Below are 16,606 nucleotides of genomic sequence, written 5' to 3'. Positions count from 1 at the left end.
TTCAACCTTCATCCTTCATCCTTCATCCTTTCCAAGCGGGGTGGTTTCATTCATCCTTCATCTTTCAACCTTCATCCTTATAAGCAATGCGCCCATCCACTCCCCTCCTCGCCGTCGACACCCTCATTCGCCTGAACGGCGATCCACACGGCATCGTGCTCATCGAGCGGCGCAACCCGCCTCCGGGCTGGGCGCTGCCGGGGGGCTTCGTGGACGTGGGGGAGACGCTGGAGGCGGCGGCCGTGCGCGAGGCCCGGGAGGAGACGAGCCTGGACGTGCGGCTGGTGGCACTGCTGGGTTGTTACTCGGATCCCGCCCGCGACAGCCGGGGCCACACGGTCAGCGCGGTGTTCATCGCCGATGCCGACGGCGAACCGCAGGCCGACGACGACGCCCGAAACGCATGCTGCGTCGATCCGCGGGACCCGGGCGTCACGCTGGCCTTCGACCATGCACGCATACTCGCCGACTACGTGAACTGGCTGAAGACAGGAAACGGCAAGCCGCTGGACGAGCACGGATGAACCGGACGAAGGCACATTCAACCTTCATCCTTCCACCTTCAACCTTGGAATTGGCGCTCCCTAGGGGACTCGAACCCCTGTTTTCGCCGTGAGAGGGCGACGTCCTGGACCACTAGACGAAGGGAGCGGATGACTACGGGACTGGCAAAAGTTGGTATTATAGCCGCCCAATGGAGCAGCACAACACAGCCACCGAAAACGCCTCTGCATCAGCCGATGCCGCCAGCACCTCGCCGGTGATCATTCCCCGGGCAGAACACGGGATCTCGCGCGCCAACATCAGCAGGAACGCCCTCAAGGTCCTTTACCGGCTCAAGGAGGCGGGGTACCGCGCCTGTCTGGTGGGCGGCGGCGTGCGCGACCTGCTTCTCGGCCGCGAGCCCAAGGATTTCGACGTGGCCACGGACGCTCACCCCGAAGAGGTCAACCGGCTGTTCCGCAATTGCCGGCTGGTCGGGCGGCGCTTCCGGCTGGCGCATGTGCGCTTCGGCCGCGAGATCATCGAGGTGGCCACGTTTCGCGCGCCCCATGACAACGGCGACGACGACACGGGATCCGAAGAAAACGGCGACGCGCTGGTGGAGGACGGCCGGCTGATTCGCGACAACGTGTACGGCACCATCGAGCAGGACGCCTGGCGGCGCGATTTCACGGTCAATGCCCTGTATTACGACATCGCCGACTTCTCCGTAGTGGACTATGCCGGCGGCATGGAGGACCTGCGCCAGGGCGTGCTGCGCCTGATCGGTGATCCCGAGGTGCGGTTGCGGGAAGACCCGGTGCGCATGCTGCGGGCCGTGCGCTTTGCCGCCAAGCTGGGCTTTCGGGTGGACCCGACCTGCGAGGCGGCCATCCCCCGCATGGCGGGGCTGCTGGCCGAGGTGGCGCCGGCCCGACTGTTCGACGAGGCCATCAAGCTCTTCCATGGCGGCTACGGCGTGCAGACCTTCGAGATGCTGCGCCGCTATGACCTGTTCCGTTACCTGTTCCCGGGCACCGAGGAGGCCCTCTCCCACGAGGAGAACAACTTCCCGATCACCTTCGTGGCCAATGCCCTGAAGAGCACCGATGAGCGCATCGACGAGGGCAAGGGGGTCAATCCCGCGTTCCTCTATGCCGTGATGCTCTGGGAGCCGGTGCGGCGTCTGGCGGACAACCTGATGGAGTCCGGCACACCCTGGCTGCCGGCCCTGCAGCAGGCCGGTGGTGCGGTGCTCTCGGAACAGGCGGCGCATATCGCGATCCCCAAGCGCTTCGGCCTGCCCATGCGCGAGATCTGGGAGATGCAGCCCCGTTTCGATCAGCGTCGTGGCGGCCGAGCCCTGCGCCTGCTGGGCCACCCCCGTTTCCGCGCCGCGTACGATTTCTACTGCCTGCGCGCCGCCTCCGGGGAGGCGCTGGAGGAAGGCTGCGAGTGGTGGACGCGCATCCAGGAAGTCAGCGCCGACGAGCAGCGGCGCATGGTGTCCGCGGGAGATGGCGCGGGCGATTCCCCCGGCGGCAGACGGCGGCGGCGCCGTCCGCGCCGGCGCAAGTCCGATTCCGGTGGCTGAGGTCATCGCTTACGTCGGCCTGGGCAGCAACCTGGAGAACCCCGTCGACCAGGTCTCCAAGGGCCTCGAGGCGCTTGAGCGTCTACCCCGCACCCGCTGCCTGGCGCGTTCCTCCCTGTACACCAGCCCGCCCATGGGTCCCCCGGGGCAACCCGACTACGTCAACGCCGTGGCCTGCCTCGCCACCGGGCTTTCCGCCCTCGAACTGCTGGAAGCGCTGATGGCCGTGGAGCGCACGCACGGACGCCTGCGGGACGGAACCCGCTGGGGGCCGCGCACACTGGACCTGGACATCCTCCTCTACGGCGACGCACGCATCGATTCACCACAACTGCGTGTTCCCCATCCGGGCATCCCCGAGCGGCCCTTTGTCCTGTACCCTTTGGCAGAGATTGCCCCGGGGGACCTGGACCTGCCGGGCCTGGGGTCGCTGACCGGGCTCAAGGCGGGCTGCCCGAGGGGCGGGCTGAACCGACTGGAGGGGGGAGCGTGAGCGGGCAGGCACCATCCTACATCGTGGTGGAAGGGCCCATCGGCGTGGGCAAGACCAGTCTCTCCAGACGACTGGCCGAGACCTACAACGCCGAACTGATGCTGGAGGCCCCGGAGGAGAATCCCTTCCTGGAGCGCTTCTACCAGGACCCGAAGGGCGCCGCGCTGCCCACGCAGCTGTTCTTCCTCATGCAGCGGGTGCGCCAGCTGGAGGCCCTGCGCCAGGGGGATATCTTCAAGCCGGTGCGCGTGGCGGATTTCCTGGTCGAAAAGGACCGGTTGTTCGCCCAGGTGACCCTGGACGACGCGGAACACGGCCTGTACGAACAGGTCTACGAACAACTGACCCTGGACGCACCGAAGCCCGACCTGGTGATCTACCTGCAGGCCCCGGTGGATGTGCTCATGGAGCGCGTGGCGCGCCGGGGGCGCAGCTTCGAGCGGCTCATCGACAGCACCTACCTGCACCGCCTGAGTGAGGCCTACGCCAGCTTCTTTTATCATTACGAGGATGCGCCGCTGCTGATCGTCAATGCCAGCGGCATCGACTGGGTCAACCGCGAGGAGGACTACCGGCAGCTGCTGGAGTTCATGCGCGGCGTCAACGCAGGTCGTCATTACTTCAACCCGCTGCCCTTTGCCATGTGACCGGCCGGGCGTCGAGGGTATCCCCCATGAGCGTACAGACCGAACAATCCCGCATTACCGTCACGCGCCTCCAGGAGATGCGCCGCTCGCGCACGCCCATCGCCTGCCTGACTGCCTACGACGCGGTTTTCGGGCGGCTTGTGGACGAAGCCGGCATGGACGTGGTCCTGGTGGGCGATTCCCTGGGGATGGTGGTGCAGGGTCACGAAACCACGGTACCGGTCACGCTCGAGCAGATGATCTACCACACCAGCCTGGTGGCCCGCGGCTGCCGCCGTGCCCTGCTCATGGCGGACATGCCCTTCATGAGCTACACGGATCCGTCCCAGGCCCTGGCCAACGCCGCACGCCTGATGCAGGAAGGCGGCGCGCAGATGGTCAAGCTGGAGGGCGACGGCGGCCAGGTGCAGGTGGTCTCCGCCCTGGCCCGACACGGCATCCCCGTATGCGCCCACCTGGGGCTGCGCCCCCAGTCCATCCACAAGCTGGGCGGGTATCGGGTGCAGGGGCGCGGGGCGCATGCCGGGGAGCGCATGATGCGCGACGCCGTGGCGCTGCAGGACGCGGGCGCCGACATCCTGCTCCTGGAATGCGTGCCGGCCGTGCTGGCGGCGGAGATCCGCGGCATCGTGGACATCCCCGTCATCGGTATCGGTGCCGGCAGCGACTGCGACGGGCAGATCCTGGTGCTGCACGACGTACTGGGCCTGACGGCCAAACCGCCCCGCTTCGCGCGCAACTTTCTCCAGGGTTCGGACGACATCCCCGCGGCGCTGGCTGCCTACGTCTCGGCCGTGCGCGAACGCCGCTTCCCCGGCCCCGAGCACACTTTCCAGAACTGAACCTCATGAAGACGGTACACACCCGCGCAGAACTGGCCGCGGCGCTCTCTCCGTGGCGCCGGGAGGACCGCGCTGTGGCGCTGGTGCCCACCATGGGCCATCTGCACCGGGGTCATCTGGCGCTGGTGGAACGGGCCCGCCGGGATGCACAGCACGTGGTGGCAAGCATCTTCGTCAACCCCCTGCAGTTCGACCGTGCGGATGACCTGGCCGCCTATCCGCGGACTCTGGAGGCGGACGCGCAGGCGCTGGCGGATGCCGGGGTGGACCTGCTGTTCGCGCCGCCGGAGGCCGAGGTCTATCCACGCGGCCGGGAGGGTGTGACGCGCGTGGAGGTGCCGGGGCTGGGGGATGATCTGGAGGGCGCCCATCGCCCGGGCCATTTCACCGGCGTGGCCACGGTGGTGTGCAAGCTGTTCGGCATGGTCCGCCCGCACTTGGCGGTGTTCGGCGAAAAGGACTTCCAGCAACTGATGATCGTACGGCGCATGACCGCGGACCTGGACCTGGGCGTGGAGATCCTGTCCGAGCCCACCGTGCGCGAGCCGGACGGCCTGGCGCTCAGTTCCCGCAACAGTCTCCTGGACGAAAACGACCGGGCCCGCGCGCCGGCCCTGTACCGGTCACTGGCCGGCTGCGGGAAACGTCTGGCCGCCGGAGAGACGGATGTCCCGGCACTGGAACAGGCCGGCCGCGCAGAACTGGAGGCCGCGGGTCTGCGGCCCGACTACATCAGCATCCGCCGCCGGCAGGACCTGGGCCCGCCAGGCCCCGAAGACCAGGCTCTGGTGGTGCTGGGGGCGGCCTGGTGCGGCCCGGTGCGCCTGATCGACAATCTCACCGTGGATTTGCTGCACTGCGGGAGATTGCGCATAATGACGGGCTGATAGAGGCTCCCGGCCTTGCAAGACCCGACTTGACGATCCCGATGACCGGGAGGTTTTCATGCTGCTCACCCTGCTGAAAGGCAAGCTTCACAAAGCCACTGTGACCCACTCCGAACTGGAGTACGAGGGTTCCTGCGCCATCGATGCCCATCTGATGCAGATGGCCGGCATCCTGCCCTTCGAACAGATCCAGATCTACAACCTGGCCAATGGCGAGCGCTTCACCACCTACGCCATCCGGGCCGAGGCCGGCAGCGGCGTGATCTCCGTCAACGGCGCCGCCGCCCACAAGGCAAACCCCGGCGACCGCGTGATCATCTGCGCCTACGGCCAGATGCCCGAAGAGGCCGCCGCTGCATTCCATCCCCGCCTAGTCTACCTGGACGCCGACAACCGCATCGTGCGCACGGGAAACGACATTCCTGTCCAAGCGGCCTGAGCCGCCTGGACAGGAAGGATGAAGGTTGAAGGATGAAGGATGAATAAAAGCCCACTGCCACCAGCCTTCCGGAGCGCGAAGGCTCGGGGCGTCCTTTCATTCATCCTTCAACCTTCAACCTTCAACCTTCAACCTTCAACCTTCAACCTTCGGGCGCGCAGCGCCCGCCAGGCAGTCCTCCCGCCACAGACACTCCGTCTGATCACACACGCCGTTCAGGGCGGTGCCGAAACACGGGAAGTTGCCCTCCATCTTCTGAATCTGGCGGATCAGGTCGGCCTTGTTGAGCTTGCCGATGCTGATCTCCATCCCGCGTGCGATTTCCCGAATCGATGCCACGTTCATGTGTACTCACCTCGCAGTTCCAGTGCTGCCGGTCGGCATTCTGGATCATGACCTCACAGATTTCCTTGAACCACTCAGCAACTTCCGTGCCCGGCCAAAACAGTCTGCTCGATGAACATGACGACTCAATGACGCACCGAAAGAGAGATCACAACCCGATGACGCGCAGTTTCGGTGCAACGCCGTGGAACGTGAAAGGATGAATGCTGAATGAGAGGGTACGCTTTGCCTTCATCCTTCATCCTTCATCCTTCATCCTTCGGGCGCGCAGCGCCCGCTCACCCTGTGTTCCTCATCCCCGCCGCGATCGCATTGATGGAACGCAGCAGCGGCCGGATCCAGGGGTCCGTTTCCACTTCGTCGGTGCGTTCGTGCAACGCCCGGTGGCGGCGCAGCAGGGTGATCTGGATATGGTTGAGGGGGTCCAGGTACGGGTTGCGGCGCATCAGGGACAGCGCCAGCGTGGGGTTTTCGTCCAGCAGCGTCTGTGTGCCCGCTACGTTGAGGACCTGCTGCACGGTGCGCTCGTACTCCTCGCGGATCAGTGCGAACACACGCCGGGCCAGTTGTGGATCATGGCAGAGCTTGGCGTACTCCTCGGCAGTGCGCATGTCGGCCTTGGTGAGCGCCATCTGACAGTTGGACAGCAGCGCGCGGAAGAAGGGCCACTCGTTGTACATGGTCTGGAGCTTGGCGAGGCGGCTGGGGTCGTTGCGCCGCCAGCTCTCCAGCGCCGAGCCGATGCCGTACCAGGCCGGCAGGGTATGGCGCGACTGGGCCCAGCCGAACACCCAGGGAATGGCCCTGATGGAGCTCTTTGACCGGTCCGCCTTGCGCCGGTGCGACGGGCGCGAGCCGATGTTGAGCTGACCGATCTCCTGCACCGGCGTGACCTCATAGAAGTAATCCAGTACACCCTCGGTGCGATCGGTCAGGTCCCGATAGACCTCCTCGCCAAGCGCGGCCAGCTCGTCCAGGATGCCCATGTAATCCCTGCGGTCGGTGGGCGGCGTGTCGATCAGGCAACGGCTGGTCTTCATGAGACCGGTGGCCCCCATGCTCAGCTCGTAGACCGCCGTTTCCACGTTGCTGTACTTGTAGGACAGTACCTCGCCCTGTTCGGTGAACTTGATCTGGCCGTGCACGGTGCCCGGCGGCTGGGCAAGGATCGACTCGTGGGTGGGGCCGCCGCCACGCCCGATGGTCCCGCCCCGGCCGTGAAACAGCCGGCATTTCACGCCGTTCTCCCCGGTAATGCGGATGATCCTCTTCTGCGCCTCGTAGAGGTTCCAGCTGGAAGCGACGATGCCGCCGTCCTTGCAGGAATCCGAATACCCGAGCATGACGTCCTGAAGGTTGCCGGCGGCCTCAAGGAGGCGCTTGTAAGCGGGCTGAACGAGCAGCGCCTCCAGCACCTGCTCCACGTGGCGCAGATCCTCGATGGTCTCGAACAGGGGCGAGACCCGCACGTGGCAAAACGGCTTGCCGTCCTCGTCACGTCCGCTGAGCCCCGCCAGGCGCGCCATGAACATCACCTCCATGACGTGGGAGGCGGCATGGGTCATGGAGATGACGTACGTGCCGATACCCTCCGGACCCACCTCCGTACGCATGCGGCCCATGACATGAAACACCTCCACGGTGTCCCGCGCCTCGTCGGAAAGGTCCTTCGCCTTCACCTTTGGCAGCTCGTCCGCTTCCGTGAGACGCGCCAGCAGATTCAGACGCGCTTCCTCGTCGAGTGCCTCGTAGTCATCGTGCAATCCAGCGACGCGAAGGATCTCGGCGACCGCCCGGTTGTGCACCGTGGATTCCTGGCGCACGTCCAGGCGGAACAGGTGAAATCCAAAGGTTTCCACCATACGGATCAGGTCGGTAAGGTTGCCCGCGGCCACGTTGGCGTCACCGTGGCTGATCAGGGAATCCCGGATCAGGCAGAGGTCGGCATGCAGATCGGCGGCCGTGGCGTAGGCGGAACTTGCGGGCAGCACGGCGTTCTCGCCCTTGAGGCGACGGCGCACCGTGCCGAGCGTCTCCGCGATCCGGTAACGCATGATGTAGAGCTTGCGCCGGTAGGGTTCCGTCTCGAAACGATCCGAACCGCCCTGGAATACGGCCGAGGCGATGGTGCTGTCCCGCTCCAGGCTCTCCAAGAAGGCCTCGGAAGGCTGGCACATGAAGGTGGAGTGGGTCAGTTCATGGCGCAGCGCGCTCACCCGGCGCAGGTATTCCGACAGCACTTGCGCCATGGCGAGCCGGCAGGCCAGTTCCGTGATCGCGGGCGTGACATAAGGATTGCCGTCCCGGTCGCCCCCAATCCACGAGCCGAAGCGCAGGAAGCTGGGCACGCGGATGCGCGGGTTGCCGCTCTCGTCAGCCCCGTAGGTTCGCCGCAGCGCCTTCTCCAGCAGGCGGTAAGTAATGGGCACCGCCTGAAACAGGCTTTCCTCAAAGTAGAACAGGCCGTACTTGATCTCGTCCTGCACCTGGGGCTTCTTCACCCGGACCTCGTTGGTGCGCCACAGCACCTGCACGCGGGTTTCAAGTTCGCGGGTCAGTTCCTCGCGTTCCTCGCGGCCGATGCGCCGGTCGTTGAGCCGGTCCGCCGCGAGAAAGACCCGGCGCTGGGCCTCCATGACCGTACGCCGGCGCGCCTCGGTGGGATGCGCGGTGAACACGGGTATGTAGGCCAGCTGGTCCAGCAGGCTCTGCAGCTTGTCCGCCGGCACGCCCTGGGCGTGAAATTCGCGCAGGGTATGGTCGAAGGACCCCACCCACAGCGGCCCGCCCTCGCTCACCTGGCGCCGGCGCTCCCGGTAGAGGAAGTCCTCCTCGGCGATGTTTGCCAGACTGAAGTAGGTGCTGAAGGCGCGGATGATCAGCTCAAGCGTGCGGGCATCCTGCTTGTCGATGAAGGCCATCAGCCGGGCGCGGCGCTCCGGATCGTCCTGCTTGCGCAGCGCGATGTAGCCCTTGCGCAGGGTCTCCACCGCCGCCAGGACCCGCCTGCCCTCCAAGCGTTTCAGCACGCTGCCGAGCAGATTGCCGAACAGCTTGACCCGGGCACGGAGTTCCTTGTCCCGGGGTGGCAGCGTCGCGGGGATCAGCTCATTCTCTTGCATATGGGGTCGTACGGCCTGGCCGGGCGCCCTGCCCGCGTGGCCCTTCCGATGGGGTGAAGGGTGCCGAACCCCGGGAGCATGCCCGAGTCCGACGTGAATCAGCGGCGCATTATACCTGCAAAGCGCCCCGGCGCCGCAAACAGGCACGGACACCGCGGGACAAGCAACATGCCCTTACCGGCCGGCAACGAGCTCACGATACAGGCCTGCGTAGGACTCCGCGCTGCGCGACCAGCTGAAGTCCTGGGCCATGGCATTGCGCACCAGGCGCTTCCAGCCGGCAGGCTGGTGGTACAGGGCCAGCGCGCGGGCCAGGGCATCGGCCAGGGCCTGGGGGGTGGCCTCATCGAAACACACACCGGTAGCGTCGCCGGATGCCAGGTGTACGGGGTCGGCGTCCACAACCGTGTCGGCAAGGCCCCCGGTGCGCCGCACCACCGGAATGGTGCCGTATCGCAGGCTGTACATCTGGTTGAGGCCGCAGGGCTCGAAACGCGAAGGCATCACGAAGACATCGGCACCGGCCTCGACCCGGTGGGCAAGGTCCTCGTCGTAACCCACATGGAGCCCCATGCTGCCGGGATAGCGTTCGGCCAGGCGCCTCGCGATACGCTCCAGCACCGGATCACCCGACCCCACCACCACCAGTTGCGCGTCCCCGCCCGAGAGCAGGGGCTCGACCGCCTTGAGCAGCAGGTCCACGCCCTTCTGCGGAACCATGCGCCCCACGTGGCCCAGCAGCGGCACGCCGCTCCTTCCGGGCAGACCGAAATGGTGCTGCAGGTCCGCCTTGCACCGGGCCTTGCCGGACATGTCTTCGCGGCTGTAATTGGCGGCAATACGCTTGTCACGGGACGGATCCCACTCCTTGTAATCGACGCCGTTGAGAATGCCCGTGAGCGCATCGGCGCGATGGTTCAGCAGACCGTCCAGGCCATTGCCCATCTGCTGCGTACAAATCTCCTGCGCGTAGGTCGGACTCACGGTGGTGATGTGGTCGGCATATGCAATGCCTCCCTTGATGAACGACATCTGGCCGTGGAATTCCAGCCCCTGGTAGTGCCAGAGTTCCGGCGGCAGATCCAGCGCGTCGAATGCCGCGCGCGCAAACAGACCCTGGTAGGACAGGTTGTGAATGGTGAAGACGGTGGCGGGTCGCCGGTCATGCAGATGCAGCATGACCGGCGCGAGCCCCGTCTGCCAATCATTGCAATGTACCACGTCGGGCTGCCAGTCCAGACCGGCGCGGCCAAGGGCCAGGTGCTCGATCAGCCGCGCAAACAGGCCGAAGCGAAGGTGGTTGTCCTGCCAGTCACGCCCGTCCATGGCCCGGTAGGGATCACCGGCGCGTTGAAAACAGCGCGGGGCATCGGCCAGCAGCAACGGCACCCGGGTGCCCGGCAGTGTGCCGGAGAGCAATGTGACGGGATCGGCTGGGAAGCCCGGCAACGTGACCGTGCCGATCTCCTCGAGTGTGCCCGCACGCGCCACCGCTGCCGGATAGGCCGGCATGACCAGGCGCAGGTCATGGCGCAGGCGCTTGAGCGCAGCGGGCAGACTGGCGCTCACGTCCGCCAGCCCTCCGGTCTTCATCAGGGGATGAATCTCGCTGCTGGCAAAAAGCACACGCATGGCGGGGCAGACTCCCGACGGTGAATGAATTCGGAACGGATCGAAGTGATGACACCCGTTGGTGTAGGCTCATGATACGGAAACCGGGACATAGTTGACATACGCAGCGATGGGGGCGAAACGAGCGTCGTGGCGATCAAATGAACCGCGACGCAAAGACGCGAAGGCGCAAAGGTTCGCAAAGGGGAAGAATTCTTCTGAAGACCGGATTCTGCTTTGCGTCTTCGCGTCTTTGCGTTGAATGCTTTTCAGATACCAGGAGCAAGCAACGAACATGACCATGCAGGTGAACAGGACACGGGCCTGGCAGGCGCTGGCGTCGCATTACGACGCCATGCAGAACGTGCATATGAAGGCGCTATTCGCCCAGGATCCGGCGCGCTTCGAGAAGTTCTCGCTGCGCTTCGGAGACCTGCTGCTGGACTACTCCAAGAACCGGATCACGGAGGAGACGCGGGATCTGCTCCTCGATCTCGCCCGCGACCGGGACGTGGAGAGCTGGCGCGATCGCATGTTCTCGGGGGAACGCATCAACATCACTGAGGACCGGGCGGTGCTGCACGTGGCGTTGCGCAATCGCAGCAACCGTCCGATCCGGGTCGACGGCGAGGACGTGATGCCCGCCGTGAACGGCGTGCTGGAACGTATGGCGGCCTTCACCCGAAAGGTGCGCAGCGGGGAGTGGACCGGTCACACCGGCAAGCGAATCCGCCATGTGGTCAATATCGGCATCGGCGGGTCCGACCTGGGGCCGGTCATGGTCTGCGAGGCCCTGCGTCCCTATGGACACGAAGACCTGACCATGCACTTCGTCTCCAACGTGGACGGCGCCCACATGGGCCAGACGCTGGAGCGCGTCGACCCGGAATCGACGCTGTTCATCATCGCCTCCAAGACCTTCACCACCCAGGAGACGCTCACCAACGCCCGCACGGCCCGCGACTGGCTGGTGCGACACGCGGGCGACGAGGCGGCCGTGGCGAAGCATTTCGTCGCCGTGTCCACCAACCGACAGGGCGTGGCGGCGTTCGGCATCGATCCCGAGCACATGTTCAGCTTCTGGGACTGGGTCGGCGGGCGCTACTCCCTGTGGTCGGCCATCGGGCTGCCCATTGCCCTGTACGTGGGCATGGAACGTTTCGAGGCGCTGCTGGAAGGGGCGCACGCCATGGACGAGCACTTTCGCAGCGCGCCGCTTGAATCCAACCTGCCGGTGATCCTGGCCCTGCTGGGGGTGTGGTACGTGGACTTCTTCGGCGCGGGGAGCCACGCCATCCTGCCCTACGACCAGTGCCTGCACCGCTTCCCCGCCTACCTGCAGCAGGCGGATATGGAAAGCAACGGCAAGTCCGTGGACCGCCAGGGCCGGTCCGTGGGGTACGACACCGGCCCGGTGATCTGGGGTGAACCAGGCACCAACGGCCAGCATGCCTTCTACCAGTTGATCCACCAGGGCACGCGCCTGATCCCCTGCGACTTCCTGGCCCCCTGCGAGAGCCACTACCCGCTGGGGGATCATCACCACATCCTGCTGTCGAATTTCTTCGCCCAGACCGAAGCCCTCATGCGCGGCCGGACCCTGGAGGAGGTGCGTGCAGAGATGCTGGGGGCCGGCGCGGATCCGGATCAGGTGGCGCGGGTGGCGCCGCACCGGGTGTTCGAAGGCAACCGGCCGAGCAACTCCCTGCTCTTCCGCCGGCTCGACCCCCACACCCTGGGCAGCCTGATCGCCCTGTATGAACACAAGATCTTCGTACAAAGCGTCATCTGGGGTGTGAACGCCTACGACCAGTGGGGCGTGGAACTGGGCAAGCAGCTGGCCAGGGCGATCCTCCCCGAACTGGACAGCGAGGCCCCGGTAGACGCTCACGACGCCTCCACCAACGGGCTGATCAATCACTATCGGCGCATGACGGGGTGTGAGGTGTGAGGTGTGAGGTGTGAGGGGTCAGATTTCAGATTTCAGATTTCAGATGTGAGTATGCGGATTAACGCGTGGGGGCACGAAGATGGCAAGATAACGGAAGATAGACGCAGTTAATGCTACGTTAGGCGATATTTACGTTATATCAGAGTCTGCGTCTTTTGTTCGCATATTACGAATGACATGCATCGGGCCGACTGCCGGCACGAATGGGGCGGCCGAAGGTCGGGACGGGCTGCACCCGGGCAACCGGATGACCTAGAATATGTGGTGAATCCACAGGTTGGGGAGTCTTCCCATGGCCGTCACCCCGGTATCGGGTCACGCCCTCAATGGCATCCAGCGCGGCATGGAAGGGCTGCAGCGCAGCGCCGCCGAGATCGCCAGCGCCGATCGCATGAACGGCGAGGAGACGCGCAGCGTGGCCGAACCCCTGGTGGAGCAGATCCAGCACGCTACCCAGGTGGAGGCATCCGTCAAGGTCCTGAAGACGGAGAACGACATGCTGGGCTCCCTCCTGGACGTGAAGGCCTGACGCCCCGCCCATGATCATCGACAACCCCATGGCCGCGCCGCCGGGCGCACCCATCAACCGCCCCCAGAGCAATGACCGGCTGGGAGGCGGCGCCACCGCCGCGCCCACGGAATCCCCCCGCCCCCTGGACGACCCCGAGGAAGGCAGCGCAGGCCGGCGCAACGAGGAACAGGCCAACACCGAGAACCGCCCCGGACGCAACGATGCCGAAATGGCCGCCCGCGCCCGCGTGGACGTGGCCCGGGAACGGGATACGGAGGAATCACCTCAGGGGGCATCAGAACCCGGCCCCCGGCAGGATGCCGAACGCATGCGCGAACAGCTTGAAGCCCGCCTCGAAACCCCCACCCCCGGTGGTGCGCCCCAGCGTGCCGTGGACGAGAGCATTTGATCAATGCGTTAACCACGAAGCGCACGAAGAACACGAAGCAAGAAATGAATTTCTCTCGCGAAGGCGCGAAGCACGCGAAGGAAATTCATAAAGGTTCATAAAATGTGTTGTGCGCCCCTGGGTTCATAGGGCGGGCCGTGCCCGCCGGCCGGAAATGGTTTCAACTCCGGCGGCGCCCAAGCGGCGCCCTATGAGATGTTTCCTTTGCGTGCTTCGCGGCTTTGCGAGATAACATTTCCTTTTTTCTTGTCACTTCGTGCCCTTCGTGCGCTTCGTGGTTAGTCCGCCTTTCAGCATTCAAAGCGGCCACACCCACAAGAGCATCGGCACACCCACCGCCAGCACCACCACCTCCAGCGGAAGCCCCAAACGCCAGTAGTCACCGAAGCGCAGGCCGCCGGGGCCGAGGATGAGGGTGTTGTTCTGGTGGCCGATGGGGGTGAGGAAGGCGCAGGAGGCGCCTACCGCCACTGCCATCAGAAAGGTATCCACGTTGACGCCCAGCTGTGCGGCGATGCCGATGGCCACCGGACACATGACGGCGGCGGTGGCCGCGTTGTTCATGAGATCCGAGAGCAACATGGTCACCACCAGGACCAGCACCAGCGCACCCACCACGTGACCCTGGGCCAGGGTTTCCAGCATGAACCGGGCAATCAGTTCTGCAAGACCCGTGGCCTGCATGGCGCCGGCCACGGGAATCAGTGCTGCCAGAAGGACCACCACGGGCCAGTCCACCGACTGATACAGCTGGCGCACGGGGACCGTGCGCAACACCATGGACAACAGCGCGCCGCCGGCAAAGGCCAGCGCGGCGGGGATGCCGAGGGTGGCGGCCGCCACAGCCGCACCCATGATGCCCGTCGCCAGAAGTGCCTTGCGCCGGTCGGGGATGGTGAGCGCCCGTTCCGCCAGGGGCACGCAACCGGCATTGGCGGCGAACTCCGAGACACTCTCGGGCGAACCCTGCATCAGAAGCACGTCGCCGGCCTGCAGCGTGGTGGAGCGCAGGCGTGTCGCCGTGCGCCGCCCCTGGCGGGAAATGGCCAGCAGGTTGATGCCGTAGCGGGTGCGCATCTGGATGTCGCTGGCGCTTCGGCCGATCACCGAGGACTGCGGCAGAACCACGAGTTCAACCAGCCCGATCTCGTCCTCCGGCGCCGCCTCTTCCTCTGCATCGGCGACCTCGCTCAGCCCCGCCGCGGGTGCGGTCGTGGCACGACGTGCAGTGACGGTGGCAACGGCATCCACATCGGCCTCGTCCTTATCTGCGCCATCCTGCTCGGGCTCCACGGCCTCCTCCAGCTTGAGACCCAGGGCACCCAGCACCGCGGCGAGCGCATCGGCATCGGCCTGGATGACCAGGATGTCGCCTGCATGCACGCGTCGGCCGGGATGAGGCGCCACCATGCGCACCTCGTGGCGCACGAGCCCCACCACCATCGCGTCGTGCTCCTTGAGCTTCTCATCGACTTCGCGCAGGCATTGCCCGGCGAGCTTGCTGTCCTCGTGAACCCGGACCTCGGTGAGATAGGCCTCGGTCTCAAAGCCCTCGGCGGCCGCCTTGCGGGCCGGCACCAGGCGCCAGCCGACCCCGGCGACGAACAGCACCCCCAGCGCCGCGACGGCAAGCCCCACCGGGGTGAAGTCGAACATGCCGAAATGGCCCATTCCCATCTCCGCCCGGAATCCGGAGACGATCAGGTTGGGCGGCGTACCGACCAGCGTGAGCATGCCGCCCAGGATGGTGCCGAAGGCCAGCGGCATGAGCACCCGCGCGGGCGCCACCTCCATGCGGGAGGCCAACTGCATGGCCACCGGTATCAACAGGGCGAGCGCACCCACGTTGTTCATGAAACCGGAGAGCAGGGCCCCGAGACCGGTCAGGGCCGCAATGGTGAGCGTGGGTCCGGCACCGGTGGGCATGACAGTGCGCACCAGGGCATCAACAGCCCCCGAGGTCTGCAGCCCGAAGCTGAGTACCAGTACGCAGGCGACCGTGATGACCGCGGGATGTCCGAATCCGGAGAAGGCCTCGGCGCTTGGCACGAGGCCCAGGGCCACGCAGACCAGCAGGGCCGCCATGGCCACCACGTCATGACGCCAGCGGCCCCACAGAAACAGCACCAGCGTGCCCAGCAGCACGGCGCCGAGCAGGAGCTGTTCAGTAGTCAAGGGAAGGGTTCACCGGCACATGATGACGGGGAGAAGAGTCAGCCCGGGCTCAGCCGCGGATGGTCACCAGTACGCCGCATCCGGCGCCGGACACCACCGTCTGGGCCACGGAGCCGCGAAACAGACGGCTGAGGCCGCCCCGCCCCAGACTGCCCAGCACCACGAGGTCCGCGCCCGTCTCGCCAACCACTTCGAGAATCCCTTCCGCGGCCTTGCCGCCTTCCACCCGGCGCCCGTCAAATGGCTGCTCGCCGGCGGCGTCCTGGGCACGGGCGATGGCGTTGTACGCCTGGGCGCGCGCCTCGTCGTTGGCATCGGGCGGGTATACGGAAACGGCCGTCAGAGGCAGACCGCAGCGCTGCGCCAGGTCCACCGCCGCCGCCACCGCCGCATCGCCGAACTCGGAGCCGTCGGTGGCCACGAGAATCCCCCGCTTCGGTGTCTCGGCGCCCACGGGCATCATCAGGACACTGCAACGGGCCTTGTCGATGAGCCGGTTGATGGTCTGCCCCCGGAGCAACCGGGCAAACAGGCTGCGTTCGTGGCGGCCGATCACGATCAGGCTGCATTCCAGCTTCTGGGCCGTGGCCGCAATCTCCCCGTAGGGATCGCTGCTGGTGCGCACGTACGTGTCCGCGGCCAATCCCGCGGCCACCGCCTTTTCCCTGAGCCCGTCGATATAGGCCTTGGCCGCATCGCCGGCCTCCGCCACCGAGCGCGGCATCTCGGCGGCCTGCTCGGGCGTGGTGACCACCACCTGCAGGATGTGCAGACGCGCGCCGCAGCGCGAAGCCATCTCCAACGCAGCGGCCTCGGCGGCATGACTGTTGTCCGTGCCGTCGGTGGCCAGCAGGATGTCCTGCAGGTCCCCCAGGGGGGATCGGGATTGAGTCATCACATGCTCCTGACGGAATGGAGAGGCATAGTTTCCGCTCAGGATAGCCGAAGCCTCCGCAACACGCACCAGCGTTGTCACGGAAGCCCTTCTTGACCACGAAGTGCACCAAAGGCACCAAAAAAAGAAATTGTTCTCTCGCAAAGAGCGCCATGGACGCCAAGGAATTTCGAAGATCGGGACCGATAGAAACTATGAAGGG

Annotated in this window: 15 protein-coding genes and 1 tRNA gene; 10 read left to right on the top strand and 6 right to left on the bottom strand. The window is 65.8% G+C overall.

The window, feature by feature from the left end; all coding sequences use genetic code 11:
- The first annotated feature begins 86 nt into the window (after window positions 1–86).
- A complete protein-coding gene (locus tag B1C78_RS10185; protein ID WP_077279059.1) occupies window positions 87–524 on the top strand; it encodes an NUDIX domain-containing protein in 438 nt (145 codons plus the stop codon).
- Between the two features lie 51 nt (window positions 525–575).
- Here the strand turns inward: B1C78_RS10185 and B1C78_RS10180 are convergent.
- Window positions 576–651: transfer RNA gene (locus tag B1C78_RS10180), tRNA-Glu, on the bottom strand.
- 43 nt (window positions 652–694) lie between these two features.
- On the opposite strand from B1C78_RS10180, the gene pcnB reads away from it, so the two are divergent.
- Genes pcnB through panD form a run of 6 tightly spaced genes read left to right on the top strand, consistent with a single transcriptional unit; the run spans window position 695 to window position 5,385 of the window.
- Window positions 695–2,077, top strand: a complete 1,383-nt coding sequence (gene pcnB, locus B1C78_RS10175; RefSeq protein WP_077279058.1) for a polynucleotide adenylyltransferase PcnB — start codon at window positions 695–697, stop codon at window positions 2,075–2,077.
- On the top strand, window positions 2,070–2,570 hold the full coding sequence (folK, locus tag B1C78_RS10170; RefSeq protein ID WP_217698027.1) for a 2-amino-4-hydroxy-6-hydroxymethyldihydropteridine diphosphokinase: 501 nt from the start codon (window positions 2,070–2,072) through the stop codon (window positions 2,568–2,570). Before pcnB ends, folK begins: the two co-directional genes overlap by 8 nt.
- The gene (locus tag B1C78_RS10165) at window positions 2,567–3,217 is read left to right on the top strand and encodes a deoxynucleoside kinase (RefSeq protein ID WP_077279056.1); all 651 of its coding nucleotides are present in this window, start codon (window positions 2,567–2,569) and stop codon (window positions 3,215–3,217) included. The genes folK and B1C78_RS10165 overlap by 4 nt, the downstream gene beginning before the upstream one ends.
- A gap of 26 nt (window positions 3,218–3,243) precedes the next feature.
- A complete protein-coding gene (panB, locus tag B1C78_RS10160) occupies window positions 3,244–4,059 on the top strand; it encodes a 3-methyl-2-oxobutanoate hydroxymethyltransferase (RefSeq protein WP_077279055.1) in 816 nt (271 codons plus the stop codon).
- A gap of 5 nt (window positions 4,060–4,064) precedes the next feature.
- On the top strand, window positions 4,065–4,946 hold the full coding sequence (gene panC / locus B1C78_RS10155) for a pantoate--beta-alanine ligase (protein WP_077279054.1): 882 nt from the start codon (window positions 4,065–4,067) through the stop codon (window positions 4,944–4,946).
- A 58-nt stretch (window positions 4,947–5,004) separates the two neighbouring features.
- Window positions 5,005–5,385, top strand: a complete 381-nt coding sequence (panD, locus tag B1C78_RS10150) for an aspartate 1-decarboxylase (RefSeq protein ID WP_077279053.1) — start codon at window positions 5,005–5,007, stop codon at window positions 5,383–5,385.
- Between the two features lie 135 nt (window positions 5,386–5,520).
- Here the strand turns inward: panD and B1C78_RS10145 are convergent, their stop codons facing one another.
- The 3 genes from B1C78_RS10145 to glgA form a co-directional block, all read right to left on the bottom strand.
- A complete protein-coding gene (locus tag B1C78_RS10145) occupies window positions 5,521–5,730 on the bottom strand; it encodes an SAP domain-containing protein (RefSeq protein WP_077279052.1) in 210 nt (69 codons plus the stop codon).
- 278 nt (window positions 5,731–6,008) lie between these two features.
- Entirely contained in the window at window positions 6,009–8,852 is a 2,844-nt protein-coding gene (gene ppc / locus B1C78_RS10140) for a phosphoenolpyruvate carboxylase (protein WP_077279051.1), read from the bottom strand.
- Between the two features lie 174 nt (window positions 8,853–9,026).
- Entirely contained in the window at window positions 9,027–10,484 is a 1,458-nt protein-coding gene (glgA, locus tag B1C78_RS10135; protein WP_077279050.1) for a glycogen synthase GlgA, read from the bottom strand.
- 280 nt (window positions 10,485–10,764) lie between these two features.
- Here glgA and pgi point away from each other — a divergent pair, with 280 nt between their 5' ends.
- From pgi to B1C78_RS10120, 3 genes are all read left to right on the top strand, one after another.
- The gene (gene pgi, locus B1C78_RS10130; RefSeq protein ID WP_425443972.1) at window positions 10,765–12,414 is read left to right on the top strand and encodes a glucose-6-phosphate isomerase; all 1,650 of its coding nucleotides are present in this window, start codon (window positions 10,765–10,767) and stop codon (window positions 12,412–12,414) included.
- Window positions 12,415–12,706: 292 nt separating this feature from the next.
- Complete coding sequence (locus tag B1C78_RS10125) at window positions 12,707–12,943, top strand: hypothetical protein (RefSeq protein WP_077279048.1); 237 nt, start codon at window positions 12,707–12,709, stop codon at window positions 12,941–12,943.
- Between the two features lie 10 nt (window positions 12,944–12,953).
- Window positions 12,954–13,334, top strand: a complete 381-nt coding sequence (locus B1C78_RS10120) for a hypothetical protein (RefSeq protein ID WP_077279047.1) — start codon at window positions 12,954–12,956, stop codon at window positions 13,332–13,334.
- Window positions 13,335–13,631: 297 nt separating this feature from the next.
- Here the strand turns inward: B1C78_RS10120 and B1C78_RS10115 are convergent, their stop codons facing one another.
- On the bottom strand, window positions 13,632–15,509 hold the full coding sequence (locus tag B1C78_RS10115; RefSeq protein ID WP_077279046.1) for an SLC13 family permease: 1,878 nt from the start codon (window positions 15,507–15,509) through the stop codon (window positions 13,632–13,634).
- 49 nt (window positions 15,510–15,558) lie between these two features.
- The gene (locus B1C78_RS10110) at window positions 15,559–16,404 is read right to left on the bottom strand and encodes a universal stress protein (protein ID WP_077279045.1); all 846 of its coding nucleotides are present in this window, start codon (window positions 16,402–16,404) and stop codon (window positions 15,559–15,561) included.
- Window positions 16,405–16,606 lie beyond the last annotated feature (202 nt).

It is taken from the genome of Thioalkalivibrio denitrificans, from assembly GCF_002000365.1.
GTDB lineage: Bacteria > Pseudomonadota > Gammaproteobacteria > Ectothiorhodospirales > Ectothiorhodospiraceae > Thioalkalivibrio_A > Thioalkalivibrio_A denitrificans.
Note: the sequence above shows the minus strand (reverse complement) of the source record. Positions and strands in the feature narration are given on the sequence as shown.

Excerpts from the sequence above, each read along its gene's own strand:
- B1C78_RS10145 (WP_077279052.1), bottom strand. The coding sequence starts at position 5,730 with ATGAACGTGGCATCGATTCGGGAAATCGCACGCGGGATGGAGATCAGC.
- B1C78_RS10120 (WP_077279047.1), top strand. The coding sequence starts at position 12,954 with ATGATCATCGACAACCCCATGGCCGCGCCGCCGGGCGCACCCATCAAC.
- B1C78_RS10125 (WP_077279048.1), top strand. The coding sequence starts at position 12,707 with ATGGCCGTCACCCCGGTATCGGGTCACGCCCTCAATGGCATCCAGCGC.
- pgi (WP_425443972.1), top strand. The coding sequence starts at position 10,765 with ATGCAGGTGAACAGGACACGGGCCTGGCAGGCGCTGGCGTCGCATTAC.
- B1C78_RS10185 (WP_077279059.1), top strand. The coding sequence starts at position 87 with ATGCGCCCATCCACTCCCCTCCTCGCCGTCGACACCCTCATTCGCCTG.
- panB (WP_077279055.1), top strand. The coding sequence starts at position 3,244 with ATGAGCGTACAGACCGAACAATCCCGCATTACCGTCACGCGCCTCCAG.
- glgA (WP_077279050.1), bottom strand. The coding sequence starts at position 10,484 with ATGCGTGTGCTTTTTGCCAGCAGCGAGATTCATCCCCTGATGAAGACC.
- ppc (WP_077279051.1), bottom strand. The coding sequence starts at position 8,852 with ATGCAAGAGAATGAGCTGATCCCCGCGACGCTGCCACCCCGGGACAAG.
- B1C78_RS10110 (WP_077279045.1), bottom strand. The coding sequence starts at position 16,404 with ATGACTCAATCCCGATCCCCCCTGGGGGACCTGCAGGACATCCTGCTG.
- pcnB (WP_077279058.1), top strand. The coding sequence starts at position 695 with ATGGAGCAGCACAACACAGCCACCGAAAACGCCTCTGCATCAGCCGAT.
- panD (WP_077279053.1), top strand. The coding sequence starts at position 5,005 with ATGCTGCTCACCCTGCTGAAAGGCAAGCTTCACAAAGCCACTGTGACC.
- panC (WP_077279054.1), top strand. The coding sequence starts at position 4,065 with ATGAAGACGGTACACACCCGCGCAGAACTGGCCGCGGCGCTCTCTCCG.